At 72.0% G+C, this 17,593-nt stretch carries 24 protein-coding genes; 10 read left to right on the top strand and 14 right to left on the bottom strand.

Translation table 11 applies throughout. From position 1 onward, the window contains the following. Positions 1 to 20 precede the first annotated feature (20 nt). A complete protein-coding gene (locus tag ACFY2Q_RS23570) occupies positions 21 to 149 on the top strand; it encodes a hypothetical protein (protein WP_387133613.1) in 129 nt (42 codons plus the stop codon). 54 nt (positions 150 to 203) lie between these two features. On the opposite strand, the gene ACFY2Q_RS23565 is transcribed toward ACFY2Q_RS23570, so the two are convergent. Then, entirely contained in the window at positions 204 to 1,190 is a 987-nt protein-coding gene (locus ACFY2Q_RS23565) for a pirin family protein (RefSeq protein ID WP_387133611.1), read from the bottom strand. Next, a complete protein-coding gene (locus ACFY2Q_RS23560; RefSeq protein WP_387133610.1) occupies positions 1,171 to 1,683 on the bottom strand; it encodes a MarR family winged helix-turn-helix transcriptional regulator in 513 nt (170 codons plus the stop codon). The genes ACFY2Q_RS23565 and ACFY2Q_RS23560 overlap by 20 nt, the downstream gene beginning before the upstream one ends. A 157-nt stretch (positions 1,684 to 1,840) precedes the next feature. Between ACFY2Q_RS23560 and ACFY2Q_RS23555 the strand changes: the two genes are divergently transcribed. Next, complete coding sequence (locus ACFY2Q_RS23555; RefSeq protein ID WP_387133609.1) at positions 1,841 to 2,374, top strand: GNAT family N-acetyltransferase; 534 nt, start codon at positions 1,841 to 1,843, stop codon at positions 2,372 to 2,374. A 10-nt stretch (positions 2,375 to 2,384) separates the two neighbouring features. Here ACFY2Q_RS23555 and ACFY2Q_RS23550 read toward each other — a convergent pair whose 3' ends face one another. Then, positions 2,385 to 2,873 (bottom strand): FBP domain-containing protein, encoded by a 489-nt coding sequence (locus ACFY2Q_RS23550; RefSeq protein ID WP_387133608.1) that lies wholly within the window; start codon positions 2,871 to 2,873, stop codon positions 2,385 to 2,387. 60 nt (positions 2,874 to 2,933) lie between these two features. Between ACFY2Q_RS23550 and ACFY2Q_RS23545 the strand changes: the two genes are divergently transcribed. Next, positions 2,934 to 3,506 carry a TetR/AcrR family transcriptional regulator gene (locus ACFY2Q_RS23545; RefSeq protein ID WP_387133606.1) on the top strand — a complete coding sequence of 191 codons (573 nt, stop codon included), beginning with the start codon at positions 2,934 to 2,936 and terminating at the stop codon, positions 3,504 to 3,506. A gap of 10 nt (positions 3,507 to 3,516) precedes the next feature. Beyond that, the gene (locus tag ACFY2Q_RS23540) at positions 3,517 to 4,104 is read left to right on the top strand and encodes a DUF1684 domain-containing protein (protein ID WP_387133605.1); all 588 of its coding nucleotides are present in this window, start codon (positions 3,517 to 3,519) and stop codon (positions 4,102 to 4,104) included. 49 nt (positions 4,105 to 4,153) lie between these two features. On the opposite strand, the gene ACFY2Q_RS23535 is transcribed toward ACFY2Q_RS23540, so the two are convergent. Then, entirely contained in the window at positions 4,154 to 4,738 is a 585-nt protein-coding gene (locus ACFY2Q_RS23535; RefSeq protein ID WP_387133603.1) for a general stress protein, read from the bottom strand. Positions 4,739 to 4,830: 92 nt separating this feature from the next. On the opposite strand from ACFY2Q_RS23535, the gene ACFY2Q_RS23530 reads away from it, so the two are divergent. Then, positions 4,831 to 5,334 (top strand): metallophosphoesterase family protein, encoded by a 504-nt coding sequence (locus ACFY2Q_RS23530; RefSeq protein ID WP_387133601.1) that lies wholly within the window; start codon positions 4,831 to 4,833, stop codon positions 5,332 to 5,334. Here ACFY2Q_RS23530 and ACFY2Q_RS23525 read toward each other — a convergent pair. Continuing rightward, positions 5,331 to 5,552, bottom strand: coding sequence for a DUF3072 domain-containing protein (locus ACFY2Q_RS23525; protein WP_387133599.1), 222 nt, complete (start codon positions 5,550 to 5,552; stop codon positions 5,331 to 5,333). The genes ACFY2Q_RS23530 and ACFY2Q_RS23525 overlap by 4 nt on opposite strands. Before the next feature lie 102 nt (positions 5,553 to 5,654). Between ACFY2Q_RS23525 and ACFY2Q_RS23520 the strand changes: the two genes are divergently transcribed. Further along, positions 5,655 to 6,593, top strand: coding sequence for an NAD(P)/FAD-dependent oxidoreductase (locus ACFY2Q_RS23520; RefSeq protein ID WP_387133688.1), 939 nt, complete (start codon positions 5,655 to 5,657; stop codon positions 6,591 to 6,593). A gap of 10 nt (positions 6,594 to 6,603) precedes the next feature. On the opposite strand, the gene ACFY2Q_RS23515 is transcribed toward ACFY2Q_RS23520, so the two are convergent. The 3 genes from ACFY2Q_RS23515 to ACFY2Q_RS23505 form a co-directional block, all read right to left on the bottom strand. After that, entirely contained in the window at positions 6,604 to 7,896 is a 1,293-nt protein-coding gene (locus ACFY2Q_RS23515; RefSeq protein ID WP_387133597.1) for a cation:proton antiporter, read from the bottom strand. 101 nt (positions 7,897 to 7,997) lie between these two features. Further along, a complete protein-coding gene (locus ACFY2Q_RS23510; protein ID WP_387133596.1) occupies positions 7,998 to 8,675 on the bottom strand; it encodes an HAD family hydrolase in 678 nt (225 codons plus the stop codon). Positions 8,676 to 8,738: 63 nt separating this feature from the next. Next, positions 8,739 to 10,877, bottom strand: a complete 2,139-nt coding sequence (locus ACFY2Q_RS23505; RefSeq protein WP_387133595.1) for a SpoIIE family protein phosphatase — start codon at positions 10,875 to 10,877, stop codon at positions 8,739 to 8,741. Between the two features lie 198 nt (positions 10,878 to 11,075). Here ACFY2Q_RS23505 and ACFY2Q_RS23500 point away from each other — a divergent pair, with 198 nt between their 5' ends. Continuing rightward, positions 11,076 to 11,939 (top strand): hypothetical protein, encoded by an 864-nt coding sequence (locus ACFY2Q_RS23500; protein WP_387133594.1) that lies wholly within the window; start codon positions 11,076 to 11,078, stop codon positions 11,937 to 11,939. Positions 11,940 to 12,027: 88 nt separating this feature from the next. On the opposite strand, the gene ACFY2Q_RS23495 is transcribed toward ACFY2Q_RS23500, so the two are convergent. Continuing rightward, positions 12,028 to 12,381, bottom strand: a complete 354-nt coding sequence (locus ACFY2Q_RS23495; RefSeq protein ID WP_387133593.1) for a DUF6401 family natural product biosynthesis protein — start codon at positions 12,379 to 12,381, stop codon at positions 12,028 to 12,030. Positions 12,382 to 12,544: 163 nt separating this feature from the next. Here ACFY2Q_RS23495 and ACFY2Q_RS23490 point away from each other — a divergent pair, with 163 nt between their 5' ends. Further along, positions 12,545 to 12,994 (top strand): hypothetical protein, encoded by a 450-nt coding sequence (locus tag ACFY2Q_RS23490; RefSeq protein ID WP_387133592.1) that lies wholly within the window; start codon positions 12,545 to 12,547, stop codon positions 12,992 to 12,994. Here the strand turns inward: ACFY2Q_RS23490 and ACFY2Q_RS23485 are convergent. Beyond that, the gene (locus ACFY2Q_RS23485; RefSeq protein ID WP_387133590.1) at positions 12,991 to 13,203 is read right to left on the bottom strand and encodes a hypothetical protein; all 213 of its coding nucleotides are present in this window, start codon (positions 13,201 to 13,203) and stop codon (positions 12,991 to 12,993) included. The genes ACFY2Q_RS23490 and ACFY2Q_RS23485 overlap by 4 nt on opposite strands. A 158-nt stretch (positions 13,204 to 13,361) precedes the next feature. Here ACFY2Q_RS23485 and ACFY2Q_RS23480 point away from each other — a divergent pair, with 158 nt between their 5' ends. Continuing rightward, entirely contained in the window at positions 13,362 to 14,678 is a 1,317-nt protein-coding gene (locus ACFY2Q_RS23480; RefSeq protein ID WP_387133589.1) for an MFS transporter, read from the top strand. On the opposite strand, the gene ACFY2Q_RS23475 is transcribed toward ACFY2Q_RS23480, so the two are convergent. The 4 genes from ACFY2Q_RS23475 to ACFY2Q_RS23460 form a co-directional block, all read right to left on the bottom strand. Next, positions 14,633 to 14,890 carry a hypothetical protein gene (locus tag ACFY2Q_RS23475; protein ID WP_387133587.1) on the bottom strand — a complete coding sequence of 86 codons (258 nt, stop codon included), beginning with the start codon at positions 14,888 to 14,890 and terminating at the stop codon, positions 14,633 to 14,635. The genes ACFY2Q_RS23480 and ACFY2Q_RS23475 overlap by 46 nt on opposite strands. 109 nt (positions 14,891 to 14,999) lie before the next feature. Next, the gene (locus ACFY2Q_RS23470) at positions 15,000 to 15,461 is read right to left on the bottom strand and encodes an SRPBCC family protein (RefSeq protein ID WP_387133586.1); all 462 of its coding nucleotides are present in this window, start codon (positions 15,459 to 15,461) and stop codon (positions 15,000 to 15,002) included. A gap of 53 nt (positions 15,462 to 15,514) precedes the next feature. After that, the gene (locus ACFY2Q_RS23465; protein WP_387133584.1) at positions 15,515 to 15,931 is read right to left on the bottom strand and encodes a DUF2795 domain-containing protein; all 417 of its coding nucleotides are present in this window, start codon (positions 15,929 to 15,931) and stop codon (positions 15,515 to 15,517) included. 92 nt (positions 15,932 to 16,023) lie between these two features. Continuing rightward, positions 16,024 to 16,995 carry a YihY/virulence factor BrkB family protein gene (locus ACFY2Q_RS23460; protein ID WP_387133583.1) on the bottom strand — a complete coding sequence of 324 codons (972 nt, stop codon included), beginning with the start codon at positions 16,993 to 16,995 and terminating at the stop codon, positions 16,024 to 16,026. A gap of 178 nt (positions 16,996 to 17,173) precedes the next feature. Here ACFY2Q_RS23460 and ACFY2Q_RS23455 point away from each other — a divergent pair, with 178 nt between their 5' ends. After that, positions 17,174 to 17,575 carry a ChaB family protein gene (locus ACFY2Q_RS23455; protein ID WP_387133582.1) on the top strand — a complete coding sequence of 134 codons (402 nt, stop codon included), beginning with the start codon at positions 17,174 to 17,176 and terminating at the stop codon, positions 17,573 to 17,575. The last annotated feature ends 18 nt before the right edge of the window (positions 17,576 to 17,593 follow it).

Genomic DNA, 17,593 nt, shown 5'->3' with positions numbered 1-17,593 from the left:
ACAACCGAGGAGGCCACACCATGCCCCGCGAGACGACGAACCCCGTGACCGAGCACCACGAGCCGGTGGTGGAGAGCGAACGGGGGGCGCTGGTAGCGGTGTTGGTGATGGTGATCCTGGGTGTCGCGGGGATTTTTGCGGTCTCCTGAGGTGGCGCCGGCACCCCGCGGGGTGCCGACGCCGATCGCAGAGGTCGACCGAGGTCAGGGCCGCGAGCCCTGACCGTCGGTGTGCGGCACCCGCTCGGTGGGGATCACGCCGAGCCGACCGGCCTGGAAGTCCTCGAACGCCTGGATCAGCTCGTCCCGGGTGTTCATCACGAACGGGCCGTACTGCGCCACCGGCTCCCGGATCGGCTTGCCGCCCATGATGTAGAGGTCCAGCGCCGGGCTGTTGCTGTCCTGCGTGGGGTCGGCGCTGAAGCGCAGGGCGTCGCCCGGCCCGTGCACGGCGAGCTGACCGGTGCGCACCGGCCGACGGTCGGTGCCTACCGTTCCGCGCCCGCCGAGGACGTACACAAGCGCGTTGAAGTCGGGCTGCCAGGGCAGGTCGACCTGCGCCCCCGGTTGCACCGTGACGTGCGTGATGGTGATCGGCGTGAAGGTGGAGCCCGGGCCGCGGTGCCCGGCCACCTCACCGGCGATGACGCGGATCAGCGCGCCCCCGTCGGGCGTCGTGAGCAGCGCGGACTCCCGGCCACGGATGTCCTGGTAGCGGGGCGGGTTCATCTTGGCCGCGCGGGGCAGGTTGACCCAGAGCTGGGTGCCGTGGAACAGCCCGCCGCTGAGCACCAGGTGCTCCGGCGGGGCCTCAATGTGCAACAGGCCACTTCCGGCTGTCATCCACTGGGTGTCCCCGTCGGTGATGGTGCCGCCGCCACCGTGCGAGTCCTGGTGGTCGAAGACCCCGTCGATGATGTAGGTCACCGTCTCGAAGCCGCGGTGGGGGTGCCACGGCGTTCCCTTCGGCTCACCCGGCGCATAGTCGACAGCGCCCATCTGGTCGAGGTGGATGAACGGGTCCAGGTCGGTCGTCGACACCCCGGCGAAGGCCCGGCGCACCGGGAAGCCCTCGCCCTCGAAGCCGCTGGGCGCGGTGGTCACCGTGCGGACCGTGCGGAAGCTGGTGTTCTCGTCGAGCCGGGGCAGCCGGGGCAGGACGAGGACGTTGTCAACGGTGATCGCGGGCATCGGAGGCTCCTTGACTTGTGGCTTGGGTGTTCGCGGTGGTCCGGGCCGCCCGCAGGCGGCGACCGAGCCGGTCGAAGACCCGGGTGAGGCAGGCGACCTCGGCGTCGTCGAGGTCGTCCATCAGATGGGTACGCACCGACGCCAGGTGGTGGGGTGCGGCTTCGGAGAGGGTGAGCAGCCCGGCGGCGGTGAGCACCGCCTCGCTGCCGCGCCTGTCGTCCGGGCAGGCCTGCTTGCTGACCAGCCCGCGGCGTTGCATCGAGGAGATCTGGTAGGTGAGACGGCTGGGGGAGAAGACCAGGCGGCCGGCCAACTCACCCATCCGGAGCCGCTGCCCCGGCGCCTCGGAGAGCAGGACCAGCACGTGGTAGTCGGCGAAGCTGAGGTCGCTGTCGGCCCGTAGGTCGTCCTCCAGTTGGGTGAACAGGCGCTGGCTCGCCTCGATGTAGGCGCGCCAGGCGGCCGATCGGGTGCTGTCCAGGTTTTCTGTCACGACTACGACGATAGCACTCGTTCAAAATTTAACTAGTGCCGTAACCCGTTGTCTACGTCACCTGAGCCCGGTTGGCGGCGTGAGTTGTGCAGCTTTGAAGGAAGCCTGCGGAAATGGGGCGGCAGAGTTGACCCGGGGTGTGCCAAACTCCCGCCTCGTGGAACACGTGGAACTCGCCGCCGGCGACCTGCTGCTGCGACCCTGGCGGGACGCCGACGCCCCGGCGGTGCGCGACGCCCTGCGCGACAGCGCGATCGCACAGTGGAACCCGCAGGGCGGCGGCCCGGTCGACGACGAAGCCGCCCTGCTGTGGGTCCGGCGCCGGGCCGACTGGTCGGCAGGCGACCACGCCTCGATGGCCGTGACCGCCGCGACAGGTGGCGACCTGCTGGGCTCGGTGTCGCTGCACCACATCCACCACGGCGACGCCTCCATCGGCTACTGGACGGTGCCGGCGGCGCGGGGCTGCGGGGTGGCGGTGCGCGCCGTCGTTCGGCTAACCGAGTGGGCGTTCGCCGACCTGCGGCTGCACCGGGTGGAGTTGTGTCACGCGGTGGCCAACCGGGCCTCCTGCCGGGTCGCCGACCGGGCCGGCTACCTGGCCGAGGGGACGCTGCGCGAGTCGTACCAGTACGGCGACGGCCGCCGCCACGACGAGCACCTGCACGCCCGCCTGGCGACCGACCGTTAGTCGGAGGGTGTCACTCGGCGACCTTGCGGAGGAACGCGGCGAGGGTGGTCCTGACGCGGTCGATCCGCTCCGGCAGGGGTAGGGGCTCGGGCATGCGGGGCTCGGAGCGCTTTTTCCCGCGCAGATAGAGCGAGCAGGCCAGGTCGGAGCAGATGTACGTGCCCACGGAGTCACCCTGCCGGCCACCCGGGCCGGCCTTGCGGGCGGTCATCAACGAGACGCCGTCGCCGACGTGCGTGGTCAGGCAGATCGAGCACATGCTGTGCCGCCCGCGCCCGGTCTGGTGCGTCGCGGCCCGCAGCACCACTCCGACGAGCTTGCCGTCGGATTCGGTGACCAGGTAGGCCCGCTGCGGCGCCGCCGGGTCCCGCCAGCCGAGGAAGTCGAGGTCGTCCCAGGGGCGCACTTCAAGATCGTTTGGTACGGCCATCCGCTTCGCCTCACCCTGCGTGCAGTTGACGAAGGACTTGCGGATGGCGGATTCGGTAACAGCTAACATAGGTAGTAGCCTAGCGCTCCTAGGCAAACGAATAAGGAGGCTAGTTTTGGAGGCTGCCGCGTGGCACGTGCCGGGCTGACCGCCGAGCGTCTGACGCTGGCCGCCGCCGACCTGGCCGACGAGGTCGGCCTGCCAAACGTCACAGTCGCGGCGCTCGCCCGCGCCTTCGGTGTCAAGGACGCGAGCCTCTACTTCCACCTCAGGAACGCCCAGGATCTGCGCGCCCGGGTGGCGCTGCTGGCACTCGCGGAGCTGGCCGACCGGGTCGCCGACGCGCTCGCCGGCCGTGCCGGCAAGGACGCGCTGGTGGCCTTCGCCGACGCGTACCGGGACTATGCGAAACAGCACCCCGGGCGGTACGCCGCCATGCAGATCGACCTCGACCCCGAGACGGCCGCCGCGAGCGCGGGTGTCCGGCACGCGGAGATGACGCGGGCGATCCTGCGCGGCTACCGCCTCGGCGAGCCGGACCAGACCGACGCGGTGCGGATGATGCACAGCACCTTCCACGGCTTCGTCAGCCTGGAGAAGACCGGCGGGTTCCGCCACACGCCCCGCAGCGCGGACGACTCCTGGGCGCGCACCCTCGACGCCCTCGACGCTGTCCTGAGCAACTGGCCGGCCAGCGCCTAGGCTCGGAGGGGTGCAGGATCTCGAGTTGGCCGACTGGCGCGAGCGGATGGCGCGGCTGTACCTGTCCGACGTCGACCTCGCCGGCTTCCGCGCCGGCCGCGACGACCTCTTCGCCACCCACCCGCAGAGCCCCATCCCGCCCGCCGATCGAGCCGGGTTCACAGGGGTGCGCTACTTCCCGCCGAACCCGGACGCGGTGGTCGAGGCGGCGCTGCGGCCCGCAACCGGCGAACTCCGGGTCGACACCGGCGGGCCGGACGGCGTTGTCGCGTACCGCCGGGTCGCTGTGGCGCAGACGCCGTGGGGGCCGCTGACCCTGTGGTGGATCGAGGCGTACGGGGGTGGGCTGTTCGTGCCCCTGCGCGACGGCACCTGCGGGCAGGAGACCTACGGCGGTGGGCGGTACCTCACCGACACGGTGAAGGGCACCTTCGGCCGGGGCGTCGAGCTGCTGCCCGGCGACCGGGTCCGGCTGGACGCCAACTATCTCTACAACCCGAGCTGCGCCTACGACGACCGCTGGGCCTGCCCGTTGGCGCCGCCGGAGAACCGCCTCGACGTGCCGCTGCGCGCCGGAGAGCTGGCGTACCACGACTGACCGGCCGCCCCGGCGTGCTGCCGGGACGGCCGGTCGACGGCCGGGTGGGTCAGTGGGCGTTCGCCGTCTGCGGCATCCGCAGTCGGGCCAGCACCTGCCGGGCCTGGTCGGCCAGCTGCGCGTCGACGATCACCGCGTACTGGCCGGCGCGTAGGGAACTGGCCGATGTGAAGTCCCGCTGCCCGCCGGTCATCGCGTGCGCGACGGCGCCGAAGACGGCACCCCAGATCGCACCGATGACCAGGCCCACCAGGATCACCGCCAGCCAGTTGCCGACGGTGAAGATGCCGAACAGCAGGCCGATGAAGAGCCCGAACCAGGCGCCGGTGCCGGCGCCGAGCAGGGCGGCACGGCCGGTGGTCATCCGGCCGAGCACCGTCTCCACGAGTGTGAGGTTGGTGCCGACGATGGCGCTGTGCTCCACCGGGAAGCGGTTGTCGGCCAGATGGTCGACCACCCGCTGCGCGGCCGGATAGTCCGGATACGAGCCGATCGTCACCGTGGGCGGGCCGCTCTCCGGCCCGTGCCCGTCACCTGCCGGTGCGGAAAGGCGGCCTCCCGGACCGGCCGGAAGCAGGTTGCCGTTCTGTGCGCCGGGCCGCCATGCGGCGGTCGGCCCCGAAGCTGAGGTCATGAGCATCCTCCCTCGTCAGAGCACCGGGTTCCCGCAAGCGTCGAGCGGTAACGCCATCCGCCACGGCATGTGCCGTCTGGGACAATGCCCTGATGCGGTTGGTGCTGACGGCGGACACCCACCTGCCCAAGCGGGCCCGGGACCTGCCCGGGCCGCTCTGGACGGCCATCGAGGCGGCCGACGTGGTGGTGCACGCCGGCGACTGGGTCGACGAGTCGCTGCTCGACGCGATGACCGCGCGGTCGCGGCGACTGATCGGGGTGTACGGCAACAACGACGGCCCGGCGCTGCGGGCCCGGCTGCCCGAGGTGGCCCGGGCCGACCTCGACGGCCTGCGGGTGGCCGTGGTGCACGAGACCGGCCCCCGGACCGGCCGTGAGCAGCGGTGCGCGGCCCGCTTCCCCGACACCGACCTGCTGGTCTTCGGACATTCGCACATCCCGTGGGACACCGTGGCCCCCGGCGGGCTGCGCCTGCTCAACCCCGGCTCACCCACCGACCGCCGGTCCCAGCCGCACGCCACCTACCTCACCGCCGAGATCCGCGCCGCGCGCCTGACTGATGTCGAGCTGCACCGGCTGCCCGCTCGCCGCTAGTCCTGCCGGCCCCGACCGGTCTCGGCCTGGAGCTCGTCGATCCGCTTGGACGCCTCCGCCTTGGTGAGGTCGTCCGGCAGCGGCGCGTCCGCCTCCCGGGCGAGGGTGGCCAGGTACGACTCCTGGGCCGCCGTGGGCGGTTCGTCACCGGTGACCCACTCATCCGGGTCCTTGATCGCGCCGCGTGGGTCGGCCTGCTCGTTGCGGTGGTCAGTCATCGTCATCACCCTTTCTTCGAACAGGTGTGCCAGTACCCCGGTCGGCGCCGGTTCATGCCGCCGACGGGCACCTACGATCAACCAATGAGCCGGCAACGGGGTGTGGTGGTGGTCGGGGCGGGCATCGCCGGCGTGGCCTGCGCGGTGGAGTTGGTCCGGGCCGGCGTGCCGGTGCGGGTCCGTGAGCGGGGGCACGTGTGTGGCGGCCGGATGGCCAGCAAGCGCTTCGCGGGTCGCCCCGCCGACATCGGCGCCGCGTACTTCACCGTCAGCGACCCGGACTTCGCCGCGGTGGTCGACACGTGGCGCGCCGCCGGCCTGGTCCGGGAGTGGACCGACACCTTCCAGTCGTACGACACGCACGGCCGCCACGACGCGCCAGGCCCGATGCGGTACGCCGCGCCACGCGGGCTGCGGTCGCTCGTCGAACACCTCGCCGGGCCGGTGCCGTTGACCGTCGACCGGCTGGTGCTGACAGTGGAACCCGGGCCGGTGGTGGACGGCGACCGGTTCGACGCTGTCGCCCTGGCTATGCCCGGGCCGCAGGCCGCCCTGCTGCTCGACCCCGCCCTGGCCGAGGCCACCCGTGCCGTGCAGGCCCAGGCCTGGTCACCCACGCTGTCCGCGGTGCTGCGGTTTCCGTCCCGACGCTGGCCGGCCTTCCACGGCGCGTTCGTCAACGACCACCCGGTGCTCAACCTGGTCTGCGACGACGGCGACCGGCGAGGTGACGACGCGCCGGTGCTCGTCGCGCACACGGTGCCGGAGTTCGCCGCCGGGCACCTGGCCCAGCCCACCGGAGCCGGCCCGGCGATCGAGCAGGCCGTGCGGGACCTCCTCGGGTTGCCCGAGCAGGCAGCCGACGTGCACGTGCACCGCTGGACGTACGCGAAGCCGACCGGCGACCCCACCGGCGCCACCTGTCACCTCGACGCCGACGGCATCGGCCTTGCCGGCGACGCGTTCGGGACGCCCCGGGTGCAGAGCGCCTGGCGTTCGGGCCGCGACCTCGGCCGCGCCCTGGCGGCCCGCCTCGCCTGACGGCCGGGGCTCAGGCGTGCCCGGCGGCGACGGGCCGGGCGTCACCGTCGCGTTCGGACGGGTCCGCGGTCCGCTCGCCCTGCCGGTCCAACAACTGCATGACAGGGGTGGCCGCGACCCCGTGCACCACCACCGAGACGAGCACCACCAGCCCGACCGTCGCCCAGAGCAACTCGGCCTGCGGAAAGTCCGCCTTCGTGGTGGCGTACGCGAGGTAGTAGAACGAGCCCACCCCGCGGATGCCGAACAGCGAGATCACCACGTGCTCGGCCGGCCGGCCCGGCGCGCCGCGCAGCGACAGCCAGCCGACGACAGGTCGGACCAGGAAGACGAGCACCAGCCCGACGGCCGCCGCCCGCCAGGTCAACGGTGCCAGCAGGCCACCCACGATCGCGCCGCCCAGCAGCAGCAACAGCACAAGGGTCAGCAGCCGCTCGATCTGCTCGGCGAAGTCGTGCAGCACCGAATGGAACTCGTGGGTCCGCTCGGCGGCCCGGATCGCCCGCGCGGCCACGAACACCGCCAGGAAGCCGTACCCGCCGGCCACCTCCACAAGCCCGTACGCCAGGAAGGTGGCGGCCAGGGCCAGGAAGCCCTCGGCGTGCCGGGCCAACCGCAACTGGCTGGGCGCCCGGAAGAACAGCTTGCCGAGCAGCCAACCGATGAGCAGGCCGCCGCCGACACCGACGCCGACCTTCCAGAGCACGTCGACGGCGAACCAGTCGGCCAGCCACTCGCGCGGGGCGAGGCTTGTCGAGGCGATGGCGATTGCCGCGTACACGAACGGGAACGCCAACCCGTCGTTGAGGCCGGCCTCGGAGGTCAACGCGAAGCGGACCTCGTCCTCGGAATCCTCCACATCGGTCGGCTCGCCGACCTGCACGTCGGCGGCGAGCACCGGATCGGTAGGTGCCAGCGCGGCGGCCAGCAGCAGCGCCGCCGCCGGCACCAGGCCGGCCCACCACCAACCGAGCAGCGCCACCGCTGCGATGCACAGCGGCATCGCGATGGCCAGCAGCCGCCAGGTCGACGACCAGCGGGCCCAGCTCAACGGGCGATCGATCTTGAGGCCGGCGCCCATCAGGGCGACGATCACCCCGATCTCGGTCAGGTGGGTGGCCAGCTCCGGGTGGGCCAGCGGGTCCGGTGTCGGCAGCCCGACCGGCAGCAGGAACACCACCATGCCGAGGGCGAGGAACGCTATGGGCATGGACAGTGGGCGGCGCTCCAACACCCGGGGCAGGATGCCCGCCAGCAGAGTTCCCAGGCCCACAAGCGCGAACTCCACGTCTACCGGGTCCACGGCACCACCCCTTCGCCGCACCCGCGTGGTGCGGGCAGGTGGCCACAGATGCCCCGAATGGCGTGCCGCTATGCGTGCGCGCTCACGCCATCCGACATGATCTATCTCGGCGTGGTGAGCGGTGAGTCGGCCAGCGCGGCCAGCAGCGCTGCCGGGTCGTCGTACACGGCAACCGCGCCCGCGCCCGCCAACTCGCCCCGGCTGGTGCCGCCGCAGGTCAGCCCCACGCACGGGATGTTCAGCTTGCCGGCCGCCGCGACGTCCCAGACCGAGTCGCCGACGAAGACCACCCGCTCGGCGGCCAGCCCGGACTGGTCCAGAGCCGCCACCAGGATGTCCGGTGCCGGCTTGCTCTCCTTCGCGTCCGCCGACGAGGTGACGGTGTCGATCACGTCGTCGGCGTTCAGCGCCCGGCGCAGCGCACCGACCTCGTGCTCCGCGGCGGAGGTCGCGAGCACCACCCGCAGCCCCCGCTCGGCGCAGGCACGCAGTAGGTCCGCCGCCCGGGGCAGCGGCGTGAGCCGTTCCCAGTACTCGGCGTACAGGGTGTCGTGCGCGTCGCGCAGCTTCGGGTCGTCGTCGCGGTCCCGCTCCGGGCCGAGCAGGTGATCGAGGAGCTTGTCCGCGCCCATCCCGATCGCGCGGTGCACAGTCGCCATCGGCACCGGCTGGTCGGCCTGGCGCAGCGCCTCCCACCAGCTCACCGTGTGGAGGTAGGTGGTGTCGACGAGGGTGCCATCGACGTCGAAGAGGACCCCTGTGGGTCGTTCGTTAGCCATGGCGGCACTCCTACCCGTCCGGTTGCCGACTGATTCGTGTGGACAGTGCTTCGCCTACCGACCTCAGCGGGGCTCGGCCGGCGGAACGAGGATCTCGAACCAGACAGTGGAACCGCGCACCGACGGGTCGGTGCCCCAGGCGTCGCTGAGCTCCTCGATCAGGCCGAGACCACGACCGCGACTGCTCAACGTGTCGGTACGCGCCCGGGTCACGGTGCCCCGGGTGCCGGAGTCGGCGACCGACACCAGCAGCCGCTCCGGGCTGAGGTCGATCTCCACCCGCGCGGCGGTGCCCGCGTGCAGCAGCGCGTTCGTGGTCAGCTCGCTCGTGCACAGCACCGCCGCGCCGATCACCGACTCGGCGACCTGCCACTCGGTGAGCTGGTCGGTCATCCAGTGCCGGACCCGGCTCGGCGCGGTCGGCTCCGCCGGCACCTCCATCGCCGCCGAACGGCTCGGCATGAGCGCGTGCTCGACCGCCAGCACGGCCACGTCGTCCTCGGTGCCGCCCGGCACCGACGCGGTGGCCACCGCGCAGAGCGCACGGGGATCACTGCTCCCGGCCTTGGCCACGGCATCGCCGAGGGCGTCCAACCCGGCGGTGAGGCTCTGCCGGCGGCGCTCCACGACGCCGTCGCTGAACAGCAGCAGCGTGTCGCCGGGCGGGAAGGCGACGGTGATCGTCGCCGGCCGTCCGCCCAGCCCCAGCGGAGGGCCGGCCGGCACGTCCACGTACTCGGCGTACGACCTGCCGTCCGGGGTGCACCTGCGGATCAGCGGAGCGGGATGACCGGCACTGGCGAGAGTCAGCTCCCGCCGCTGCGCGTCGATGACACCGAACACCACAGTGACGAACAGTTCGTGCGTGCGGGCCTCGGCCCCGAGGCTGGTCACCAGCCGGTCCAGCCCGGCCAGCACCGCGTCCGGCGCCGGGTCGGACAGGGCCAGCGCCCGCAACGCCGCCCGCACCTGGCCCATCCGCGCCGCGGCCTGCACGTCGTGCCCGGCGACGTCGCCGAGCACCACACCGAGCCCGCCGGTGGGCAACAGGAAGGCGTCGTAGAAGTCACCGCCGGCCGCGTTGCCGTCCACCCCCGGGTCGTAGCGGGCCGCGATCCGCAGCCGGGGCAGGTCCGGAAGGTTCTCCGGCAACATGCTGCGCTGTAGCAGCTGAGCCGTGCCGTGCTGGGTCTCGAACCGGCGGGCCCGCTCCGCCGCCTGACCGATCAGCTCCGCCGAGGCGGCCAGCAGCGCCCGCTCGGCGGCCGACCAGGAGTGCGGCACCTGGTAGCCGACCGTCAGGCCGCCACGGATCACCGAGGTGCCCAGGGGCAGCACGGCGAGGGCCTGCACCTTCTGGTCGTGGCGGTCCGCGGCCGACTCCCGCAGCGGCTGCCCGTCGCGTATGAACGACGGCTCGCCGGAGCGGACGGCGTGCGCCACCGGGCCGGACCAGTCCGTTGACGCCCGTCGCCACAGCGGCGGCAACCGCTCGTCGGCCTCGTCGAGCAGTTCGCCGCGTACTCGGCGGACCATCCGCCAACCACCGCCGCCCTCGTCGACCACGAACGAGACCCGATCGGCGTCGAACGTGGTGATCGCGTGGCGCAGCGCGACCCGGGCCACGTCGTCGAGGGTGAGGGTGCCGGCGAGCGCGGCCGCGACCTGGCTGAGACTCTGCAACTGTTGGGTCACGTGGGTGGTCTCGGCGGCGACCGTCAGGATCCCGAGGATGCGCCCGGAGTTGTCGCGTACGGCCGAGTGGCCCCGGGTGAAGACCATCTGCTCGGCCACCCTGGAGCGGCCACGGACCACGAGGGCCGTGGACTCCTTCTCCACGAACGGCACGCCCTGCCGGTAGGTGCGCTCGATCATCTCACCCCAGCCGGACAGCCCCCAGACATCGGCGTACACCTCGGCCGCCGGGCGGCCCAGGGCTGCCGGGTGCTTGTCGCCCAACAACTCGGCGTAGCTGTCGTTGTAGAGCAGGACGAGGTCGTCGCCGTACGCGAGGGCCATCGGCATCGGTGAGCCGAGGATCAGGTCGACCACGGTCCGGACCGCCGTGTCCCACCTGTCGCGGGGGCCGAGGGGAGTGGCGGCCCAGTCGTGGGCGAGCACGGCGGCGGTCGCGCCGGGCCCGGTGGTTGCGCCCGGGACCGGGGTTGCTGGCGTGGGGACTCGCCCGACCGTTCCTGGCATGTTCGCAGCCTAGTCGCCTGCCGGACAGCCGCATCTGATCATGGCGGCGGGTCGCCGCCAGGTCTGGAGTCGTGACTGTTAGGGCTGGCCAGGGCCACTGTCGGTCGACTTGTCGGAAAAATGGCTGCGAGCCGCTCGGACTGCCGCACCTGTGGCCGGGTATGCGCCCGGCGCAGTCCATGCGACAGGAGGGACATCATGCTGAAAACCCTCGCGGTTCGGCAGGCCGACATCGGCGATGCCGTCGCCGACACGTGGAGATCGGTGCTGCTCTTCATCCCGAAGGCAGTGGCCTTCATCGTCATCCTCGTGGTCGGTTGGCTCATCGCTCGAGCGGTTCTCAAGATCGTGGACACGGTGCTGGAACGGTTGCGGTTCGACGAGGCGGTCGAACGCGGAGGCATCAAACGAGCACTGGAGAGAACGAAGTACGACGCCAGCGACATCCTGGCCAGACTGGCCTACTACGCCGTCCTGCTGTTCACACTGCAGTTCGCCTTCGGCGTCTGGGGGCCCAACGCGATCAGTGACCTGATCAGGGGCGTGGTGGCCTGGCTGCCACGGGCGTTCGTCGCGATCATCGTCGTGGTGGTGGCGGCCGCGATCGCCAACGCTGTCCGGGATCTGGTCACCGGGGCGCTGGGCGGTCTGTCGTACGGCAAGGTCCTGGCCGACCTGACGGCGATCTTCATCATCGCGCTCGGCGTGATCGCCGCGCTGAACCAGGTGGGTATCGCCACCACGGTCACCACACCTGTGCTGATCGCGGTGCTCGCCACGGTGGCCGGCATCCTGATCGTCGGTGTCGGTGGCGGTCTGGTGAAACCGATGCAGAACCGCTGGGACGGCTGGCTGCACCGGGCCGCCGAGGAAGCCCGAGCGGTGCAGGAGAACCGGCGGGCAAACGCTGCCGGGCGCGGCGACATGGAGCGGCAGATGGCCGACCGTGGCGGCGAGCGCACGCAGAACATGCCCCGGGTCGACGAGCAGTCGACGATGTCCGGTGGGCGCGGCACGTACCAGTCCGGTGCGGCCGACGAAACCCAGCAGTACCGCCCGTAGCGGGGCGACACGTACGGATCGTCACGGGAGGGTGTCCGCGTTGTGGCGCGGGCGCCCTCTCGCGCGTGCGCTCAGGTGTCCCTTGCGCTCAGGCGTCGCTGAGGGAACGGGCCAGCGCGCAGACGGCGATCAGTCGGGCGAGCGGCCACTCCGGCTCGCTCCAGTCCACCGGGCCGCTCGGCGGCACCCACCCGTGCTCCAGTGCGGCGACGCGGACCCCTTCGGCGTAGCCGGCGAGGGCGGCGGCGGTCAGGGGACGGCGGTCTCCGTCCAGGCTGTCCCGAACGGCTGCCGCGTGCTGGTCGACAAGGGCGAGCAGGCCGGGCCGCGCGGCTGCGGCGGCCAGCCCGGCGGTGCCCACGGCGACCGTGAGGGCGGCCAGGGTGGACCGCGCCGAGTCGACGGCGGTACGGGAAGCGACCCGCTTGAAGGACACACGCATGGTGACCGAGGCTAACCGACAGGTGACCGGATCCGCCTCGGCCAGGCGGCGGGTGTGGTTGGTGCCACCGGACGACTCGGGGCTGGCCGCGAGGGTTGATCCGGCACAGAGAGGGCAGCAGGAGAGACACCGCGCAGCAGGGCACAGAGCACCGGAGGTGGCAATGGGGGAGCAGGTGGACGGGCCGGACGAGCAGCACCGGCGGCCGGCGGGGGTGAGCGACGAGACGGTGGCCGCGCTCGGCAAGCTCAGCGAGGCGCTGGAGTGCGTGGAACGGGCCCGGGGGCACCTGTACTCGTTGCACCAGTTGATCGGGCACGCCGACCTGATGCTCGACGACGCGGTGGAGCGGTTCCGTGCCGCAGGTCACCCGCACATCGCCGAGCGGATCGACACCGAACTGCTCGGCCGCAACGTGATCGCCGGCAGGTGGACGTTCCAGATCGTCGAGGACTTCGACGACGGCTACCACGCGCTGTTCCGGGAGCTGGATCGGCAGGCCCGCGACGAGCTGGTGGGCGGGCGGCGGCACCTGTACGAGGCGGAGATGAAGGAGCACCGCCGTAGCCGGGGCCGGCCGGGGCACGAGGCCCGACCGGCCGGCGAGGGCTAGTCGCCTGTTGTCGCGCCGGCCGGCCGGCGGCGGGCCGCGTCGTCGGCGATGATCACGGTCGCCACCATGAGCGCGACACAGACGCTGAACAGCCATGACTCGTCGGAGACCAGCCAGGCCGACACGGGCGCCTGCAGCGCGGCGAGCAGGAAGCCGAGCCAGGCGAGGCGGCGCTGACGCGTGGAGAGGATTCCGGTGCCTTGATGCATCCCGAAAGTCTGACGCGAACCAACCGGATTGCCGTCACCCGATCGGCCGATTCTGGATGAGCTGTCCGCTTTCTCGACCGATCGGACCGCACTTACCGTCACACCCGGTGGCCACCTGCCATCGGCACTAAACTGCCGCTGCGGCAGGATGGCGTCTCGTGTCCACCGCGCCCACGCCACCCCGCGCCTCGCTGCTCCTGCTCGCCTACCTCGGGTTCGTCAGCCTCGGGCTGCCCGACGGGCTGCTCGGCGTCGGCTGGCCGTCGATCCGCACGGAGTTCGGCGTGTCGACCGGGGCGGTCGGGCTGTTGCTCACCGCGGGCACCGTGGGTTATCTCACCTCCAGCGTGCTCGCCGGGTTCACGTTGGCCCGACTCGGCGTTGGCGCGCTGCTGGCCGGCAGCACCCTGCTGGCCAGCCTGGCGCTTACCGGCTACGCCCTGAGCCCCGCCTTCGCGGTGATCGTGGGCTGCGCGCTTGTGCTCGGGCTGGGCTCCGGGGCGATCGACTCCGGGCTCAACGCGTACGCCGCCGGCGCCTTCGGCCCGCGCCACATGAACTGGCTGCACGCCTTCTTCGGACTGGGCGTGGCGATCGGACCGCTTGTCATGACCGGTGTGCTGAGCGCCGGGCTGAGCTGGCGGTGGGGGTACGGCATCGTTGCCGCCGCCCAACTCGTCCTCGCCGCCGCGTTCGCGCTCACCGTGCGAGCCTGGCAGCGTGGCGGCCCGGCTCCCTCGTCCGGCGACGGGACGTCAGCGCATGTGGCTCCGGTCCCGATCCTGGCCACGCTGCGTCTGCCGGCGGTCTGGTCGGGAACGCTCGCCATCACGCTGTACGTGGCCATCGAGGTGTCCGCCGGACTGTGGGCGTTCCTGCTGCTGACCGAGGGGCGTGGCCTGAGCGCGGCAGTGGCCGGCGGCTGCGTCTCCGCGTACTGGGGCAGCCTGTTCGTCGGGCGTGTGGTGCAGGGTGTGGTGGCCGAGCGGTTGGGGTCCCGGTTGGTGTTGCGCGCCAGCCTGGCCGGCATGGCCGTGGGCGCGGCGCTGATCGCCGTACCGGGGCCGGCCGTGCTCGCCGTGCTCGGCCTGGTCGTGGTCGGCTTCGCCGCCGCGCCGGTGTTTCCGCTGCTCACCCTCACCACCGCCGAGCGGGTCGGCGCGGCGCACGCCGACCGTGCTATCGGCCTCCAGATCGGCGCCGCCGGCCTGGGTGGGGCGCTCGTCCCGGCCGGGCTGGGCATGCTGATCGGCGCCGCGTCGGTGCAGATCCTCGGCCCGGCGCTTGTGGTGCTCGCGCTGGCGCTTGTGGTGATCTACGAGCTGGGCACCCGTCGACCCGACGCGGGGGTCGGCGGAGAGCACACCGGTCCGGGTACGCCCGGGGCCGGTGCGCCCGCCCGGTCCAGGGCCGGTGTGCCCGGCGGGGACTATCCGGCGTCGGGGCCGGTGCGGCCGGTGGTCGACGGACGGTAGGCGCGCTCCGGGTCGGTCGGCACGCGCCCGGCGCCCTCGGCCTGACCGCCCCGATCCGCCGCCGCGGGTCCGTGCCCGAACGCGGCCTCCTCGCCGGCGTCGTTGCCTGTCACATCGTCGGCCTGCCCGTCGATGCTGGAGCCCGCCACGGCGCGCTCCAACTCCTCAAGCGGGAGTCGTTCCTCGTCCCGCCACACCCTGTCGTCCGTCATGACATCAGCCGTACCCGGGCGCGATGATCGCAAACGGCCGGGACCGTCCGGAGAGACGGCGGTGGCCGCCGGGAACCCCGGCGGCCACCGCGCGAACGCAGCTCAACGATCACGGCTGCGGTCGGTCCACGGTTCCGCGCCAGGCGCCGGTCTCGTGACCGCGCCGCTCGATGTACGTCTTGAACCGCTCCAGGTCGCCCTTGGCCCGCCGGTCGACGATGCCGAGCTTGTCGCCGGCCTGCTCGACCACCCCGTGCGGCTCGAACTCGAGCTGCAGGGTGACACGGGTCTTGTCCTCGTCGAGCCGGTGGAAGGTCACCACACCGGCCTGCTGCGTGCCGCCTGTGGAACGCCACGCGACCCGCTCGTCGGGGAGCTGCTCGGTGATCTCGGCGTCGAACTCGCGCTTCACACCGGCGATGTCCACAGTCCAGTGGGTCATCGTGTCGGAGAGCTGCCGGACCTCCCGCACACCCTCCATGAAGTGGGGGAACTCCTCGAACTGCGTCCACTGGTCGTAGGCGGTGCGGACGGGTACGGAAACCTCGACGTGCTCGGTAACGCCACTCATCTGGAACCTCCTTCGGTCGCCGATTGTCGTCAGGATCGGGGGGGCGATCCCTCTCACCAGCGAGTTGTCTCGTTGCGGTTGCCGAGCGCGGCCCAGACCTCGGAGACCGTCTGGTACTCGGTGCCGTCGGGCAGCCGCTCCAGCGCCGCCACGATGTCGTCCGGCGCCTCGTTCTCCCGGGCGCTGGCGATGAGCACCAGGCGGTCGCCCGGCAGCGCGCTCATCGAGATGAACCGGCCGAGCCGGCTGCGCTGCTCGACGTCCGTGGAACTCATCCCCTGCGGGGTGCCGGTGCGCAGGTCGCCGGCCGGGGCCGTGGTGGTCTCCGGCTGGTCTTCGCCTGCCGGTTCCGGCACCCGGGACTCGTCGACCCGAGAGCCACCGGTCCCCGGCCCCTGAACGAGGCCGCTGACCTCCTGGCTCATCTGCTCGTCGATCCTCGGTCCGTGCTTGCTGTTGCCACGCTCCATGCCTTCTGCGCTACCCGGCACCCCGGCGGGTAAACCGGCACCGGGCCACGAAGCGTCCCCGGGGCCGGACATTCCGCTCGAATCTGCTGCTGTCAGGAGTCGGCCGGCCGTCGCGGCGGCAGCACCGGCTCCTCCGGATCGGGGTCGCCCGCCTGCAACTGCCGGCCCCGCTGCACCTCGGCGTTGATCTGCACGCCCAGCATCAGGGCCGAGTTGGACAGGTAGAGCCACACCAGGAACGCGATTGCCGCGCCGAGGCTGCCGTATGTCGTGTCGTACGAGCCGAAGTTGGCCACGTAGAGGCCGAAGCCGACGGACACCGCCGCCCAGGAGAGCAGGGCGACTGCCCCGCCGGGGGTGAGCCAGCGGAACCGGGGCTGGCGCACGTTCGGGGCGATCCAGAACAGCAGGGACAGCAACGCCATCATGATCATGGCGAGCACGGGCCACTTTGCCACGCTCCACACCGTGCGGGCCAGGCCACCGGCGTTGACCAGGTCGCCGACCGCGTCGGTGACCGGACCGCTGACGATCAGCCCGAGCGCGACCACCGCGAGCAGCACAAGCGTGATCGCGGCCAGCCCGATCTGCAACGGCCGCAGCCGCCAGACCGGCCGGCCCTCGGTCACCCCGTAGATCGCGTTCGAGGCGCGGGTGAACGCGCCGATGAAACCCGACGCCGACCAGAGCGCGCCCAGCAGACCGAAGCTCAACAGCACCTTGGCGTTGCTCTGCTTCACCACCACGGCCCGGATCACCCCGACCACACCGTCGTCGGCCACCACCGACCCGGCACCCACCTGCTGTGCCAGGTCGACCACCGTGTCGACGGTCTGCTCGCCGCTGGACACCAGGCCGACCAGGGCCACCACCACGATGGCGGACGGAAAGAGCGCCAGCACTCCGTAGTAGGTGAGCGCGGCGGCCCAGTCCGAGCAGTTGTCGGTGACGAAGTTGCGCACGCTGCGGACCAGCACCCCTCGCCAGGTCCGCCAGCTCAGCTGCCGTACCCGCCGGGGCACCCGGCCGCCGCCGATCGCCGTACCGGGCTCCGTTGTCGTCATGCCCGCTCCCTGTGCCCCCGGCCGCCGGATGACCGATCATCGGGTCGAGCCTGGCCCGGCCGGTACCCACGGCGGGAAATCGACAAACCCGCACGCGCCGCACCGTCGGCGTCTACGGTTTGCCGCCCGGCCAGCGGGGAACGGTCACAGTGACCCTGTCGACGCGGAGGAGGACGAGATGCCCGGGCGCGAGGACATGCCCAGCACGCTGCGACGCTCCCCGGATAAGGCGCAACGCACCTGGGAGAAGACGCACGACTCGGCGGTGGAGACCTACGGCGAGGGGGAGCGGTCGCACCGCACCGCCTTCGCCGCGGTGAAGCACCAGTTCGAGAAGGTGGGCGACCACTGGGAGCCCAAGGGCCGCAAGGGCCCGAGCGACGAGCAGGCCGCCGGCGGCGGACCGGAGCGGCGGGCATCGACCGCCGGTGGGGTGGACGCCAACGCCACAAAGGACCACCTGATGTCGGTCGCCCGCAAGCTCGACGTACCCGGCCGGTCCAGCATGACCAAACCGGAACTGGTCACGGCCATCGAGAAGGCCAACGACCGCGCCACCCGCAAGGCTCGCGGCGACTGACCTGGCAGAACCATCAGT

Source organism: Micromonospora sp. NPDC000316, from assembly GCF_042898885.1.
GTDB lineage: Bacteria > Actinomycetota > Actinomycetes > Mycobacteriales > Micromonosporaceae > Micromonospora.
The sequence above is the reverse complement of the archived record's forward strand: the minus strand, read 5'-3'. Positions and strand labels throughout refer to the sequence as shown.